The sequence below is a fragment of the Streptomyces sp. NPDC001135 genome, assembly GCF_053598395.1.
Genome location: NZ_JBSFKD010000003.1, coordinates 15,653 through 29,523 on the forward strand (window position 1 = coordinate 15,653; position 13,871 = coordinate 29,523).

The window sequence follows — 13,871 nt, forward strand, 5'->3', positions numbered from 1 at the left end:
ATACGCAGAGCGAAGCGGGAGATGCGTACGCTCCGTACAGGCCTGCGGAACGCGTGGCGGCGCGGACACGCGCACAGTCCGGGAGGCGGGCATCGCCTCCCGGACCGGTCCGCCACCCGCGGGGATGAAGGTGGCGGTGTCCCCCAGCCCACTGGATCCAGTACAGCGGGCCGACCCACGCAAGAGCCATGGAACCGCTCCCCCGATGGCCGGAGAAGAGCGCACGGACGGGCGCACGGCCACACACGCGGGGGCACGCGGCGACAGGCCGTGCACGGTGCGTACAGGACCGCACTTCCGTACGGACCACAATCCCGCCATCCGGAACAATGCCCCTTAACGCTTGGGATGCGGCGAACTACGCTGGGTTTACGAATGCCGCGTGGTTATGCCAGCGCGGCAGCCGTCTGTGTCGAGGGGTGGCGCATGTCCAGGGAGCAACGCGGGCCGAACGAAAAGCTCGGCGCCGTTCTCGCCCTCGCGGGAATCAGCAACGCAGGACTCGCACGACGCGTCAACGACCTTGGCGCCCAACGCGGGTTGACTCTTCGCTACGACAAGACCTCGGTGGCGCGCTGGGTGTCGAAGGGGATGGTGCCGCAGGGCGCGGCACCGCACCTCATCGCGGCCGCCATCGGACAGAAGCTCGGCCGCCCGGTGCCGCTCCACGAGATCGGCCTGGCGGACGCGGATCCCGCGCCCGAAGTGGGCCTCGCCTTCCCCAGAGACGTAGGACAGGCGGTGCGGTCGGCGACGGAGCTGTACCGTCTCGACCTCGCCGGGCGCCGGGCCGGTACGGGCGGCATCTGGCAGTCCCTCGCCGGATCGTTCGCAGTGAGCGCATACGCAACGCCCGCCTCACGATGGCTGATAACCCCCGCCGACAGCTCGGTCGCGCGGGAGACGGGCTCCGCCGAGGGCTCCGGCGCACCGATCAAAGTCGGCCACAGCGATGTGCGCAAGCTGCGGGAGGCCGCCGAGGACGCCAGGCGGTGGGACTCCAAGTACGGCGGCGGGGACTGGCGTTCGTCGATGGTGCCGGAGTGCCTGCGCGTGGAGGCGGCGCCCCTGCTGCTCGGCTCCTACTCCGACGAGGTGGGCCGCGCCCTGTTCGGCGCCTCCGCCGAACTCACCCGGCTCGCCGGGTGGATGGCCTTCGACACCGGCCAGCAGGAGGCGGCGCAGCGGTACTACATCCAGGCGCTGCGGCTCGCGCGGGCGGCGGCGGACGTCCCCCTGGGGGGCTATGTCCTGGCCTCCATGTCGCTGCAGGCGACGTACCGCGGCTTCGGCGACGAGGGGGTCGATCTGGCGCAGGCCGCGCTGGAGCGGAACCGGGGGCTGGCGACCGCGCGCACGATGAGTTTCTTCCGGCTGGTGGAGGCGCGGGCACACGCGCGTGCGGGAGACGCGCAGGCGGCGGGTGCGGCGCTGAAGGCCGCCGAGGGGTGGCTGGAGCGGTCCCGGGAGGGCGACAACGATCCTTCTTGGCTTGGTTTCTATGGCTATGACCGGTTCGCCGCTGATGCCGCGGAGTGCTACCGGGATCTGAAGGCGCCCCGGCAGGTGCGGCGGTTCACCGAGCAGGCGCTGTCGAAGCCGACGGAGGAGTTCGTGCGGTCGCACGGGCTGCGGCTGGTGGTCTCGGCGGTCGCCGAGCTGGAGTCCGGGAACCTCGACGCCGCGTGCGAGCAGGGGGTGCGGGCCGTGGAGGTGGCCGGGCGGATCTCGTCCGCGCGCACCACCGAGTACGTGAAGGATCTCCTGCACCGGCTGGAGCCGTACGGGGACGAGCCGCGGGTGGTGGAGCTGCGGGAGAGGGCTCGGCCGCTGCTGATGGCCCCCGCCTGACCCCGGCCCGGCACGCGGACACCGCGAACCGAGGGCGTTTGAAGGCATTGTCAGTGGCGCAGTGCACTATCGGGAGTGGAGGTGGTGCTCGGTGCTGGTCGGGTCATACGACTGTGATGTGCTCGTGGTGGGCGGGGGGATCGTCGGGCTGTCCACGGCGTATGCGATCACCCGGGCCGCGCCGGGCACGCGGGTCCTCGTGCTGGAGAAGGAGCCGGGGCCGGCCCGGCACCAGACGGGACGCAACAGCGGGGTCATCCACAGCGGGATCTACTACCGCCCCGGCTCGCTCAAGGCGAGGTACGCGGTGGGCGGCGCCGCCGAGATGGTGAAGTTCTGCGCCGAGTACGGCATCGCGCACGCCGTCACCGGCAAGCTGATCGTCGCCACGGAGCGGGAGGAGCTGCCGCGGTTGCACGCGCTCGTGCAGCGCGGCCGGGAGAACGGCATCCCGGTGCGCGAGCTGGGCGCCGCACAGATCGGTGAGTACGAGCCGGAGGTGCGCGGACTCGCCGCCATACACGTCGGTACGACGGGGGTGTGCGACTTCGTCGGGGTCGCCCGGCAGCTCGCCCGGGCGTCGGGCGCCGAGATCCGGTACGGGGCGCGGGTCGTCCGGGTGGACCGGCGACCGGAGCGGGGCGTGGCGGTGCTCACCTCCGCCGGAGATGTCGTACGCGCGCGGGTGCTGGTGAACTGCGCCGGGCTGTACTGCGACGAGGTGGCCCGGCTGACCGGGGACGAGCCCGGGGTGCGGATCGTGCCGTTCCGGGGGGAGTACTACGAGCTGGCGCGGCCGGAGCTGGTGCGCGGGCTGGTGTATCCGGTGCCGGATCCGGCGTTCCCGTTCCTCGGGGTGCATCTGACCCGCGGGATCGACGGGGGCGTCCACATCGGACCCAACGCGGTACCGGCGCTGGCCCGGGAGGGGTACGGCTGGAAAGTCGTACGCCCCCGGGAGCTGGCCGGGACGGTGGCGTGGCCGGGGTCGTGGGCGATCGCCCGGCGGCACTGGAGATACGGCGCGGGTGAGCTGCGCCGCTCGCTGTCGAAGGGGGCGTTCCTGACGGCGGTGCGCAGGCTGTTGCCCGGGGTGGAGGCGGACGACCTGGTGCGGGCCCCCGCCGGGGTGCGGGCGCAGGCGGTGTTGCGGGACGGGACGCTGGTGGACGACTTCCTCATCCGCGAGGGGGCGCGGGCCGTGCATGTGCTGAACGCACCGTCGCCCGCGGCCACCGCTTCGCTGCCGATCGGGCGGGAGGTCGGGCGCCGGGTGCTGGACATGCTCGGCTCGCAAGGGCGTCCTCCCGGCGCCCCGTAAAATCGGAAGCACTGTGTCTGACTCGCTGAACCTCCCCGAAGCCCCCTCGCCGACCCCCCACACCCCCGGCGTCTCCGTCCGGCATACCCGGGCCAAGGGGGAGCCGCGGTTCCCGGACGGGCCCAAGGCCGATCCCGCCGGGTCCCACTTCGAGCGGCGGATCCGGAGTTTCCAGCCGCGGCGCAGCCGGGTGACCGCCGGGCAGGCGGACGCGCTGCAGCGGCTGTGGCCCACGTGGGGGCTCGACATCGACGGGCGGCGGGTCATCGACCTCGGCGAGCTGTTCGGCAACGACAAGCCCGTCGTGCTGGAGATCGGGTTCGGGATGGGCGAGGCCACCGCGCAGATGGCCGCCGCCGACCCGGACACCGACATCCTCGCCGTCGACGTGCACACCCCGGGGCAGGGCAATCTGCTGGCTCTCGCCGACCGCAACGGCCTGTCCAACGTCCGGGTGGCGAACGGTGACGCGATCATCCTGCTCAGGGAGATGCTCGCCCCCGACTCGCTCGACGGGCTGCGGGTGTACTTCCCGGACCCGTGGCCCAAGAAGCGGCATCACAAGCGCCGGCTCATCCAGCCCGAGTTCCTGACGCTCGCCGCGACCCGGCTGCGGCCCGGCGCGATCGTGCACTGCGCGACCGACTGGGAGCCGTACGCCGAGCAGATGCTCGAGGTGCTCACCGCGCACCCCGACTTCGAGAACACGCAGGCAGACGGTGGTTTCGCGGCGCGCCCCGCGTCCCGGCCGCTGACCCGTTTCGAGGAACAGGGACTGGACAAGGGACATGTCGTGAACGATCTGCTGTTCCGGCGCGTACCGCACAGTCAGGACCGATAACGCGTACCGCATCGGGGCCGGTAAACGCTCCAGCCCCTCGCCCCGCCACCGTTAGGGTCGATGCCGTGGCCACCAGTCCTCCGTTTCCGACGCACCCCCCGGGCCCCGAGGGCCTTGTGCTTCACCATCCGCACTGGTGGCAGCGCAGGTGGGTGCGGTACGGGGCACTGATCACACTGCTGGCGCTGTCCGGGCTGGTCATTCTCGCGCTGGTGCGCAGACAGACGGGTACGGAGGGGTTCCTCGTCGGGCTAGGACTGGCCGTGCTGCCCGTGCCGTGGCTCATAGCCGCCTTCCGGTGGCTGGACCGGGTGGGGCCGGGGCCCTGGCGGAACCTGGTCTTCGCCTTCGCCTGGGGAGCGTGCGCGGCGGCGCTGATAGCCATCGTCGCCAACAGCTTCGCGACCAAGTGGATAGCCACCGCCACCGCCGATCCCGCCAGTGCCGACACACTGGGCGCCACCGTGATAGCGCCCATCGTGGAGGAGTCCGCCAAGGCCGCCGCCGTCCTGCTGGTCTTCCTCTTCCGCAGACGTGACTTCACCGGGATCGTGGACGGGGTGGTGGTGGCCGGGATCACCGCCACCGGGTTCGCGTTCACCGAGAACATCCTCTACCTGGGGACGGCCTTCGGGACCGACCAGCTCAGCGGCGGCCGCGGCATCGCCTCCGTCACCGCCGCGACCTTCTTCGTGCGCATCGTGATGTCCCCGTTCGCGCACCCCCTGTTCACCACCCTCACCGGCATCGGCTTCGGCGTCGCCGCGCTCTCCGCCGAACGGCAGCACGCCCGGCGGGTGCTGCTGCCGCTGGGCGGTCTGCTGCTCGCGATGAGCATGCACGCCTTCTGGAACGGCTCCTCCACCTTCGGCGAGTTCGGGTTCTTCGCCGTCTACGGCGGATTCATGGTGCCCGCGTTCGGGCTGCTGACCTGGCTGGCGATCTGGACGCGGCAGCGGGAGCTGCGGACCGTGCGCACGGAGCTGCCGGCGTATGTGCTGGCCGGGTGGCTGGGGCCCGCGGAGCCGTTCGCGCTCGGGTCGATGCGGGCGCGGCGGGCGGCCCGTGACTACGCCCGCCACCACGCCGGGCGCCCCGCGGCACGCGCCGTGGCCCAGTACGAGGCGTACGCGACGTCGCTGGCGTCCTTGCGGCACCGGGGGCGCAAGGGGAAGGGCGGGGCCGACTTCGTCGTACGGGAGCGGGAGCTGCTGGACGAACTGTGGAAGCGGAGGGATGTGGCTCGGCCGGCTCTGGAGTACGCGGCCGGGGCGACTGCTCCGGTGCCGGTGCCTGCGGCGTACTGGCCGGGGTACGGGCACCCGGCGCCACCGATGACCACGGCGTACGGGTATCCGGCGGCACCGGTGACCACGGCGTACGGGTATCCGGCGGGGCCGTGTCCCGCGGAGAACCCGTACCGGTCCTAGCCGGTCGGGTGGCGGGGGAGTTCGGCACCGCCGGATCACTGCGTTGCGGCTGAGCGCCGTCGCGGCGGAAGGAAAGTGGCCGTGGGCGGCGGGAGCGGCGGGCGGGCGCGGTGGCCCGCAGCCGTGCCGGGATCAGGCCGACGCGTCCGTCAGCTTCGTCACCTCCTCCTCCGTCAGCTTCAGGTCCGCCACCCCCAGCAGGGCCGGAAGCTGGGCCACCGTGCGGGCCGAGGCGATCGGGGCGGTGATGGTCGGCTGGGCGGCCAGCCAGGCGAGAGCGACCGTGGGGACGGGGGCCTCGTGGGCGGCGGCGATCTCGTCCAGGGCCGCCAGGACCTTCTGGCCGCGCTGGGAGTCGGCGTACTGCTGGGCGCGGCCGGCACGGGCGCTGTCGACCTTCGTGCCGGGGCGGTACTTGCCGGTCAGGAAGCCCGCGGCCAGGGAGAAGTACGGCACGGCGGACAGGCCCTTCTCGGCGGCCAGGTCCTGCAGCGGGCCCTCGTAGGTGTCGCGGGAGACGAGGTTGTAGTGGGGCTGGAGGGCGACGTAGCGGGCCAGGCCCTCGCGGTCGGAGAAGTCCAGGGAGGCCCGCAGCCGCTCGGGGCTGATGTTGGAGGCGGCGATGTGCCGGACCTTGCCCGCCTTCACCAGCTCGTCCAGCGCGCCGATGATCTCCTCGACCGGTACCTCGGGCTTGTCGAAGTGGGTGTAGTAGAGGTCGATGTAGTCGGTGTCCAGGCGGCGCAGGGAGGCGTCGGCGGCGGCCTTGATGTTGGTCGCGGACAGACCCTGGTACTCGGGGTGCTGGCTGACCTTGGTGGCGATGACGACGCTGTCGCGGTTGCCGCGGGCCTTGACCCACTTGCCGATGATCGTCTCGGACTCACCGCCCTTGTTGCCCTCGATCCAGGCGGAGTAGGCGTCGGCGGTGTCGATGAAGTTGCCGCCGGCGGCCGTGTAGGCGTCGAGGACGGCGAAGGAGGTCTCCTCGTCGGCGGTCCAGCCGAAGACGTTGCCGCCCAGGGAGAGCGGGAAGACCTCGAGGTCGGAGGAACCGAGTGGGCGCAGAGAAGTCATGCTTCACATCAACACCGGCGGTGGATGATCGCATTCCACCGCCGGCGCCGACTTCCCACGGTTCACATGGCTGACACGCTCAGGGGTTGAGGCCCTTGTCCCGCAGCCACGGCGCCGGGTCGATGCCGGTGGCCTGGCCGCCCGGGTGGACCTCCAGGTGCAGGTGCGGGCCGGTGACGTTGCCGGTGGCGCCGATGCGGCCGATGACCTCGCCGGTGGACACCTTCTGGCCGACGGAGACGTTGATCGAGGACTGGTGGCAGAACCACAGCTCGGTGCCGTCGTCCAGGGTGAGGACGGTGCGGTAGCCGTAGGCGCCGGCCCAGCCGGCCTGGGTGATCGTGCCGCCGTGGACGGCCTTGATCAGGGTGCCGGTGGGGGCGGCGAAGTCGAGGCCGGTGTGGTAGCCGGAGGACCACATGGCGCCGGGCTGGCCGAAGGTGCCGGTGATCGTGTACGAGACGACGGGCAGCTGGTACTGCTTGGCCAGCTCGGCCAGCCTCTTGGCCTCGGCCGCCTTCTTGGCGTCGGCCTCGGCCTTCTGCTTGGCGGCGGCGGCCTTGGCGGCGGCGTCCTGCTCCGCCTTGGCCGCGGTGTCGGCGGTCTGCTTCTCGGCGGCGGCGAGCGCGGCGGCGGTGGCCCTGCTGTCGGCCTTGCTCCGCTGCTGCTCGGCCTGGGCCATGATCCGGTTGCGCAGGGTCTCGCCCGCGTCGGAGTCCTTGCTGTCGGCCGAGGTCACGCCGGCGTTGCTGAGCGTGCTGCCGTCCGTCCGGGGCGCGTCGGAGGCGTCGTCGCCGAAGAGGTGACCGACGGAGTCCAGGTCCGGCAGGGATATGGAGACCGGCGGCTTACCGGTGTTGGCGCTGGCCATGCCGCCCGCACCGACGGCGGCCATCACGCCGACGCCGAGGACGGTGGAGCTGCGCGCGAAGCCGCCGCGCTGCTTGGCGACACGGTGCCGGCCGCGGACGGGGGCGAGGGAGTCCTCGGTGGGGTTCCACTCCTCCCAGGGGCCCTCTTCGGTGCGGTAGGCGCCGTAGCCGAAGGTCTCGGGCTCGGCCTCCGCGGGCATGAACGGGGCTTCTGGGGTAGGCCGGTTGGACGCCACGCGGGCGTACTCCTTTCCTTCCTCCGCCTACCGGGTTAGCTGACGGGTTCGGAGCAGGAAGGTCTCCTACGCGCGTATACCGGTCACGGCATCCGCGTGATTCACCCCAAGGTGGTGGTTCCCCGGTTCCCTCGCGGGATTCGGCGCGTGCGCACGGAGCCGTCTCTTGTGACGGCTGGGACGACCGCGCTGCGTTATCGAACGTTAATAGACCTGCTGGTCACTTTCCAAGCCATCCGCCTTGATCATTAACCTTTTCCGGCCCGGACGTACCGGTCAGGAGTCCTGCAAAACGGGCGAGTTGACCGGCGTTCAGGAGTCTCGGCGTTTTTGATGGTGACTCAGATGTTATGCGGAGGGCGGTCGTCCGGTCACTGTCCGTACAGAGGATCACCGGGGCCGGGGCGGCCCGCGGGAAAGCGGTGTGCGAGCCGCCCCGCGGATGGGGTACTCTGGAGTCACAACGACGCGGGGTGGAGCAGCTCGGTAGCTCGCTGGGCTCATAACCCAGAGGTCGCAGGTTCAAATCCTGTCCCCGCTACTGAAGGCCCGGGGCCGGAATCCAGTGGATTCCGGCCCCGGGTGTTTTTCAGTGCCCCAGCAGATGCCCGTTCGGTGCCTTGGCCAGTCCCTCCAGCTCCGGCAGTACGACCACCTGCGCACCCCCGGTGACCAGGAGCCCCGTCCCGTCGGCCGCGGAGACGAACGTGTCCGGCTCCCGCCAAGCCGTGACCACCCTCCGCACCCCCGACCGAAGGATCAGCTCGGCACACGGCGCCGGCCGTGAGGCACGCCGGGCGCAGGGCTCCAGGCTGGAGTACACCGTGGCGGCGGCCAGCCGCGGATCCGCCGGATCGGTCTTCGCCAGCGCCGCCTCCTCCGCGTGGACCACGGGGTCGCCGCCCTCCCGGGAATGCCCCCGGGCCAGCTCCGTACCGTCGGCGGCGACCACCACCGCGCCGACGCTGAACGCCGTCTCCGAGGGCGGGCACAACGCGGCCAGCTCGCAGGCGGTGCGCAGCCAGTGCCGGTCGGCGGCGGTGGGGACCGGGCCGGTGCCGGGGGCCGTGGGCTCGTAGCGCATGAGGACGACGTCCTCGATGCGGCGGGTCTCGGTCAGGCGCAGCCGGCCGGCCTGGTAGGCACCCGGCCCGAACAGGCGGGGGGCGGCCGGGTCGCCGACGAACAGCGGGGCGAGGACCAGCTGGAGCTCGTCGGCCAGGCCCAGCCGGAGCAGCTGGGTGTGGACCGTGCCGCCGCCCTCGACCATCAGCCGCCGTACGCCGCGCACGTCGTGCAGATGACCCAGCAGGGCGCGCCAGTCGAGGTCGGGGCCGAGCGGGACGATGTCGGCGGTGCCGCCGAGGAGGCGTGCGGCTCGCTCGGCGCCCTTGTCGGTCGTGTAGACGAGCTTGTCGCCGCCGGTGTGCCAGAAATGGGCGCCGGGGTCGAGGTCGCCGGTGGCGGTGACGGTCACCTTCAGCGGGTACTGCGGCCTGCCCTCGGCCACGCGGGCCGCGCGGCGCTCGGCGGAGTTGACCAGCAGCCGTGGGTTGTCGGCGCGGATCGTGCCGGCGCCGACCAGGATCGCGTCGACGGAGGCCCGGACCGCGTCCACCCGGTCGAAGTCGGCCGGACTGGACAGCAGGAGCCGTTCGGGGCCGGTGTCGTCCAGGTAGCCGTCGAGGGAGACGGCGGCGGACAGCAGCACATAGGGGTACGACATCGGCGCGCTCTCCCTGAAGTCACTCTTGGTTCAAGTTTGAAACAAACCTACACTGGCGGCATGACGACCCGCTGGCTCACTGCCGAGGAGCAGCGCGCCTGGCGCGCCTACCTGTCCGCCGCCCGGCTGCTGGACGACGCGATCGACCGGAACCTCCAGCAGACGGCCCGCATGCCCCATCTGTTCTACTCCGTGCTGGCCAACCTCTCCGAGGCGCCCGAGCGGCGGCTGCGCATGACCGACCTCGCGGAGACGCTGAAGATCACGCGCAGTCGGCTGACCTATGCGGTGACCCGTCTGGAGCGGGACGGGCTGGTGCGCCGTGAGGACTGCCGCTGGGACAAGCGCAGCAGCATCGCCGTGCTGACGGACGAGGGACTGGCCGTGCTGGAGCGTACGGCGCCCGGGCACGTCGAGACCGTACGCGCCACCCTGTTCGACCGGCTCACCCCGGAACAGGTGGGGCAACTGGAGGAGATCTGCACCGGGATCGCCCGCGGGCTGCAGGGCGACGATGCCGCACCCGGCGCGGAGGACGTGCCCTGGCGGCGCCGGTCGTCCTGCTCCTCGTCGGCCCCGCCCGCACCCCCCGAGTCCCACCAGGCACCCGAAAACTAATTGCTTCAAGTTTTAATCATGCGGTAGGGTCCCCGCACGATCACTGCTTCAAATCTGAAGCACCTTCCCCGGAGGGACCCGCATGCCCGACACCACCGCCGCCACGCCGCGCGCCCGCGTCCGGGTACCGCTGCGCTTCGACGACGGCTACAGCGTCGACGCCGAACTCGTCACCTTCCACGGCCTGGCCGACGGCCAGGAGCATGTCGCCGTCGTGCTCGGCGACCCCGGCCCGGTTCCGCTGGTGCGCCTGCACTCCGAGTGCCTGACCGGCGACGTCTTCGGCTCGGCCCGCTGCGACTGCGGACCCCAGCTGCGCGAGGCGGTCGAACGCATCGCCACCACCGGCGGCGTCCTGCTCTACCTCCGCCAGGAGGGCCGTGGCATCGGCCTCTACAACAAGCTCGACGCCTACGCCCTCCAGGACCAGGGCCTCGACACCTACGAGGCGAACGCCGCGCTCGGCCTGCCGGAGGACGCCCGCGACTACACCGCCGCCGCGCAGATGCTCGCCGCCCTCGGCATCGACGAACTGGACCTGCTGTCCAACAACCCCGACAAGGCCGAGCAGCTGCGCGCACTGGGCGTCGTCGTACGGGACCGGGTGCCGACCGGCGTCTTCACCACGGCTCACAACGTCCGCTACCTGCGCGCGAAGGTCCTCCAGACCCGCCACACCCTCCCCCTGGCCGAACTGACGGAACTGACCGCGGGCTGAGACGGGGGCGGAGTCGGGGGATCGGCGGATCCGCTCACCGCATGTGACCACGGCCCGGGAGGCGGAGGGCCGGCAGGGCCGCCAGGGCCAGGAGGGCCGCCGCGACGGTGTACGCGGTGCGGAAGCCGGACGGGTGCAGGCCCGCCGAGCCCAGGACCACCGACAGCACGGCCGTGCCGACGGAGGCGCCCAGCTGGGAGGTGATGCTCAGCGCGGTGCTCGCCGCGGGCAGCCGCTCCCCGGGCAGCCCCCGGCTCGCGGTGGTCATCGTCGGCATCAGCACCATGCCGGTGCCGACCCCCATCACCATGGCCGACGCGACGATCCGCCAGGGCGCGGCCCCGGGCGTTCCGGACTGCCACGCCAGCAGCGCCATCCCGAGGGCGGCCACCGCGATGCCGGCCGGGATCAGCCGGCGCGGCGCCACCTTGTCGATCCGGCGCGCCGCGATCTGCATCGTCGTACCGACGGCGAGACCGACCGGCATGCCCAGCAGCCCGGTCGCCGTGGCGCTCAGGCCCCGCTCCTGCTGCCAGTAGAGCGGGCCGAGCAGCATCGAACCGAAGTAGCCGCAGGTGAACAGGGCGAGCGTGCCGGCGCCGGCGGCGAAGGTGCGGTCGCGCAGCAGCCGCAGGTCCAGCAGCGGTGCGCGGGCGGTGAGCGCCCGTCGTACGAAGGCCGCCGCGAGGGCCGCTCCGGCGAGCGTCGGCACGAGGGCGCCGGGCGCGGTGAAGTCGCCGCGCTCACCGCCGCGGGCCAGGCCGTACAGGAGCAGGGCGAGGCCGGGCGAGAGCATCAGCAGGCCGGGGAGGTCGAGGCGGGCGGTGGTCCTCCCGGGCCCGGCCGTCGGCGCGTCCGGCGGCAGCAGTCGTAGGGCGAGGGCCAGGGCCAGGGCGCCCACGGGCAGGTTGACCAGGAAGATCCAGTGCCAGGAGGCCGCGTCGACCAGCCAGCCGCCGAGCACCGGACCGGCGATCGGCCCGACCAGGACGGGCAGCCCGCCCACGGCCATCGCGCGGCCGAGACGGCTGCGGTCGGTCGCGCCCATCACCATCGCCATGCCGACCGGCTGCAGCAGTCCGCCGCCGAGCCCCTGCACCGCCCGGAAGGCGATGAGGCTGCCCGCGTCCCAGGCGCACGCGGCGAGCAGCGAACCGAGGGTGAAGAGGGTGAGTGCGGTCAGATAGGTGCGCCTGGCGCCGATCCGGGCCATGGCCCAGGCGGCGGTCGGGACGACGGCGGCCAGCGCGAGCGTGTACGCGGTGGCGGTCCACTGGATGGTCTGCAGGGAGGCGCCGAAGGACTGCGAGAGCCGGCGCAGCGCGACGTTGACGATCGTCATGTCCAGCACCGCCATCACGCTGCCGGTGACGGTGACGGCCAGGGTGCGGTTCAGGGCCCTGGCCGGGTCCGGCACCGGTCGGGCCGGTGCCACGGCGGGCGCCGTCGTACGTATCTCCCCCACCTCTCTCGCCCCGCCCTCAGCCCGCGTACGGGCGCTCGGCCCGCGCGGCTCGCAACGCCCGGCCCCACCAGCTGAGTTGGCCGAGCATGCCCTTGGCGGCACCGGCGCACACGGCCGCGTCCCGCGGGGTGCCGTCCTCCCCGAGCCCGGACCAGGGGCCGTGCAGGCTGACCGAGTCGCGCACGGTCGTCGCGTGCAGTTCGGCGAAGACCAGCCGGAGTTGCTCGACCGCGCGCAGTCCGCCGCCGAGGCCGCCGTACGAGACGAAGCCCACCGGCTTGGCGTGCCACTGGGTGTGGTGCCAGTCGACGAAGTTCTTCAGGGACGCCGGGAAGCTGTGGTTGTACTCGGGCGTGACGACGACGAACGCGTCGGCGGCGGCCAGCCGCGGCGAGACCTCCCGCAGTGCGGCGGCGGCCTCGGGGCTCGGCCTGCCGCCCCAGTCGGGTAGCACCAGCGGCAGCTCGACCTCGGCGAGGTCGATGACGTCGAAGTGCAGCCCCTCGTCCCCGGCGGCGGTGCCGAGGAACCAGTCGGCGACGGCCCGGCCCAGCCGGCCTTCCCGGACGCTGCCGATGACGACGGCGACGCGCAGCGGTGCCTCGTGGTCGGTGACAGGCACATCGGTGGCAGACGCTTCGGTGACAGACACAGGTGTCCCCCTTCTGCGGTGGGACGACCGCCCTGTGCGGCCTCCCGGACTGCAAAGTACAACGGTCGTTGTAGAAAATACAACGGTCGTTGTAACTCGGGTAGAGTGACTGGTCACAAGGAGGCGGGTGTGGGCGAAACGAACGAGTCCCGTACGGCGCAGGCGCGACGCGAGGTCTCACCGCGCAAGCTGGAGAAGCAGATGGCGATCGCGAGCGCCTCCTGCACCCTCTTCGGCCGCGAGGGCTATGCGCGCGCCTCGGTCGACGCGCTGGCCGCCGAGGCCGGCGTCTCCACGCGCACGCTCTACAACCACTTCCCCGGCGGCAAGGCACAGCTCTTCCAGACCGTGGTGACCTGGACGTCCAACGAGGTCCGCGACGCCCAACTGGCCCGCCTGCACGCCGTACTGGACCCGGAACGGCCGCCACGCGCCGAGGACCTCGAACGCGACCTGGTCACCCTGGCCCGCGCGTTCGTCGCCCTCATGGCCGACTACCCGAACCACTTCGCCCTCGTCCGCCACATCCACGCCGAGGCCGACCATGTGCCCCCGGAGGTCCTCAAGGCCTGGCACGAGGCGGGCCCAGGACCGGTCGGCCGGGCCGTCGCCGAGGCGATGACACAGCTCGCGGACTCCGGACTCCTCGACCTGCACGGCGACGCCGCGATGGCCGCCGCGCACTTCATGGCCCTGACCACCCATACGATCGTCCAGTTCACCAACTACGGCGTCCATCCCCGCCCGCCGGCGGAGACGGACCGCCTGATCACGGGCGGGGTGGCGGCGTTCCTACGGGCCTACCGGCCGTAACAGGTCCCAGCCCCACCGGTTCCGTACCGGCCGCCGCGACACGCGCGTTTCACCCTGACGGACGCACAGGGGCCCGAGGAGGCCGGCCACGACGGCGACGCCGTCGGTGGCCGGATCCGTCCCCTCTCCATTCACGGAATGCAATTTCCCAGTTACTCGCATTTTCGCCAATTGCTGTCATCGGACCCGCCGGATACTGCTTTCGGGCCACGGAAACACCCGAATGCCGCACACCCCCGCCGCCCGAGGAG

The 13,871-nt window shown here is 72.1% G+C and carries 12 protein-coding genes, 1 tRNA gene and 1 riboswitch; of the genes, 8 read left to right on the plus strand and 5 right to left on the minus strand.

The window, feature by feature from the left end:
* The first annotated feature begins 426 nt into the window (after window positions 1–426).
* From ACWC94_RS05285 to ACWC94_RS05300, 4 genes are all read left to right on the plus strand, one after another.
* Window positions 427–1,851 carry an MFS transporter gene (locus tag ACWC94_RS05285; RefSeq protein ID WP_450795043.1) on the plus strand — a complete coding sequence of 475 codons (1,425 nt, stop codon included), beginning with the start codon at window positions 427–429 and terminating at the stop codon, window positions 1,849–1,851.
* A 91-nt stretch (window positions 1,852–1,942) separates the two neighbouring features.
* Window positions 1,943–3,172, plus strand: a complete 1,230-nt coding sequence (gene lhgO / locus ACWC94_RS05290) for an L-2-hydroxyglutarate oxidase (RefSeq protein ID WP_450795044.1) — start codon at window positions 1,943–1,945, stop codon at window positions 3,170–3,172.
* A gap of 13 nt (window positions 3,173–3,185) precedes the next feature.
* Complete coding sequence (gene trmB, locus ACWC94_RS05295; protein ID WP_450795045.1) at window positions 3,186–4,013, plus strand: tRNA (guanosine(46)-N7)-methyltransferase TrmB; 828 nt, start codon at window positions 3,186–3,188, stop codon at window positions 4,011–4,013.
* 65 nt (window positions 4,014–4,078) lie between these two features.
* Window positions 4,079–5,443: a PrsW family glutamic-type intramembrane protease gene (locus ACWC94_RS05300; RefSeq protein ID WP_450795046.1), complete on the plus strand. Its 1,365-nt coding sequence runs from the start codon at window positions 4,079–4,081 to the stop codon at window positions 5,441–5,443.
* A gap of 132 nt (window positions 5,444–5,575) precedes the next feature.
* Here the strand turns inward: ACWC94_RS05300 and ACWC94_RS05305 are convergent, their stop codons facing one another.
* Together ACWC94_RS05305 and ACWC94_RS05310 are read right to left on the minus strand one after the other, a co-directional pair.
* Window positions 5,576–6,520: an aldo/keto reductase gene (locus ACWC94_RS05305; protein WP_450795047.1), complete on the minus strand. Its 945-nt coding sequence runs from the start codon at window positions 6,518–6,520 to the stop codon at window positions 5,576–5,578.
* A gap of 79 nt (window positions 6,521–6,599) precedes the next feature.
* Window positions 6,600–7,628, minus strand: coding sequence for a M23 family metallopeptidase (locus ACWC94_RS05310; RefSeq protein WP_450795048.1), 1,029 nt, complete (start codon window positions 7,626–7,628; stop codon window positions 6,600–6,602).
* A gap of 9 nt (window positions 7,629–7,637) precedes the next feature.
* Window positions 7,638–7,784, minus strand: a riboswitch (cyclic di-AMP (ydaO/yuaA leader).
* A 311-nt stretch (window positions 7,785–8,095) separates the two neighbouring features.
* Between ACWC94_RS05310 and ACWC94_RS05315 the strand changes: the two genes are divergently transcribed.
* Window positions 8,096–8,169, plus strand: a tRNA-Met gene (locus tag ACWC94_RS05315).
* Between the two features lie 48 nt (window positions 8,170–8,217).
* Here ACWC94_RS05315 and ACWC94_RS05320 read toward each other — a convergent pair.
* Complete coding sequence (locus ACWC94_RS05320) at window positions 8,218–9,354, minus strand: dihydrofolate reductase family protein (protein WP_450795050.1); 1,137 nt, start codon at window positions 9,352–9,354, stop codon at window positions 8,218–8,220.
* 60 nt (window positions 9,355–9,414) lie between these two features.
* Between ACWC94_RS05320 and ACWC94_RS05325 the strand changes: the two genes are divergently transcribed.
* Together ACWC94_RS05325 and ACWC94_RS05330 are read left to right on the plus strand one after the other, a co-directional pair.
* Window positions 9,415–9,972, plus strand: a complete 558-nt coding sequence (locus ACWC94_RS05325) for a MarR family winged helix-turn-helix transcriptional regulator (protein WP_450795051.1) — start codon at window positions 9,415–9,417, stop codon at window positions 9,970–9,972.
* Between the two features lie 82 nt (window positions 9,973–10,054).
* Complete coding sequence (locus ACWC94_RS05330) at window positions 10,055–10,690, plus strand: GTP cyclohydrolase II (protein WP_450795052.1); 636 nt, start codon at window positions 10,055–10,057, stop codon at window positions 10,688–10,690.
* Window positions 10,691–10,724: 34 nt separating this feature from the next.
* On the opposite strand, the gene ACWC94_RS05335 is transcribed toward ACWC94_RS05330, so the two are convergent.
* Window positions 10,725–12,155, minus strand: coding sequence for a DHA2 family efflux MFS transporter permease subunit (locus ACWC94_RS05335; protein WP_450795053.1), 1,431 nt, complete (start codon window positions 12,153–12,155; stop codon window positions 10,725–10,727).
* Window positions 12,156–12,171: 16 nt separating this feature from the next.
* Window positions 12,172–12,807, minus strand: coding sequence for an NADPH-dependent FMN reductase (locus ACWC94_RS05340; RefSeq protein ID WP_450795054.1), 636 nt, complete (start codon window positions 12,805–12,807; stop codon window positions 12,172–12,174).
* 129 nt (window positions 12,808–12,936) lie between these two features.
* Between ACWC94_RS05340 and ACWC94_RS05345 the strand changes: the two genes are divergently transcribed.
* Window positions 12,937–13,620 carry a TetR/AcrR family transcriptional regulator gene (locus ACWC94_RS05345; RefSeq protein WP_450795055.1) on the plus strand — a complete coding sequence of 228 codons (684 nt, stop codon included), beginning with the start codon at window positions 12,937–12,939 and terminating at the stop codon, window positions 13,618–13,620.
* The last annotated feature ends 251 nt before the right edge of the window (window positions 13,621–13,871 follow it).

What these genes read in the sequence shown, in the direction of transcription:
- ACWC94_RS05320 (WP_450795050.1), bottom strand. Translation starts at nt 9,354, where the DNA reads ATGTCGTACCCCTATGTGCTGCTGTCCGCCGCCGTCTCCCTCGACGGC.
- ACWC94_RS05325 (WP_450795051.1), top strand. Translation starts at nt 9,415, where the DNA reads ATGACGACCCGCTGGCTCACTGCCGAGGAGCAGCGCGCCTGGCGCGCC.
- ACWC94_RS05330 (WP_450795052.1), top strand. Translation starts at nt 10,055, where the DNA reads ATGCCCGACACCACCGCCGCCACGCCGCGCGCCCGCGTCCGGGTACCG.
- ACWC94_RS05285 (WP_450795043.1), top strand. Translation starts at nt 427, where the DNA reads ATGTCCAGGGAGCAACGCGGGCCGAACGAAAAGCTCGGCGCCGTTCTC.
- ACWC94_RS05305 (WP_450795047.1), bottom strand. Translation starts at nt 6,520, where the DNA reads ATGACTTCTCTGCGCCCACTCGGTTCCTCCGACCTCGAGGTCTTCCCG.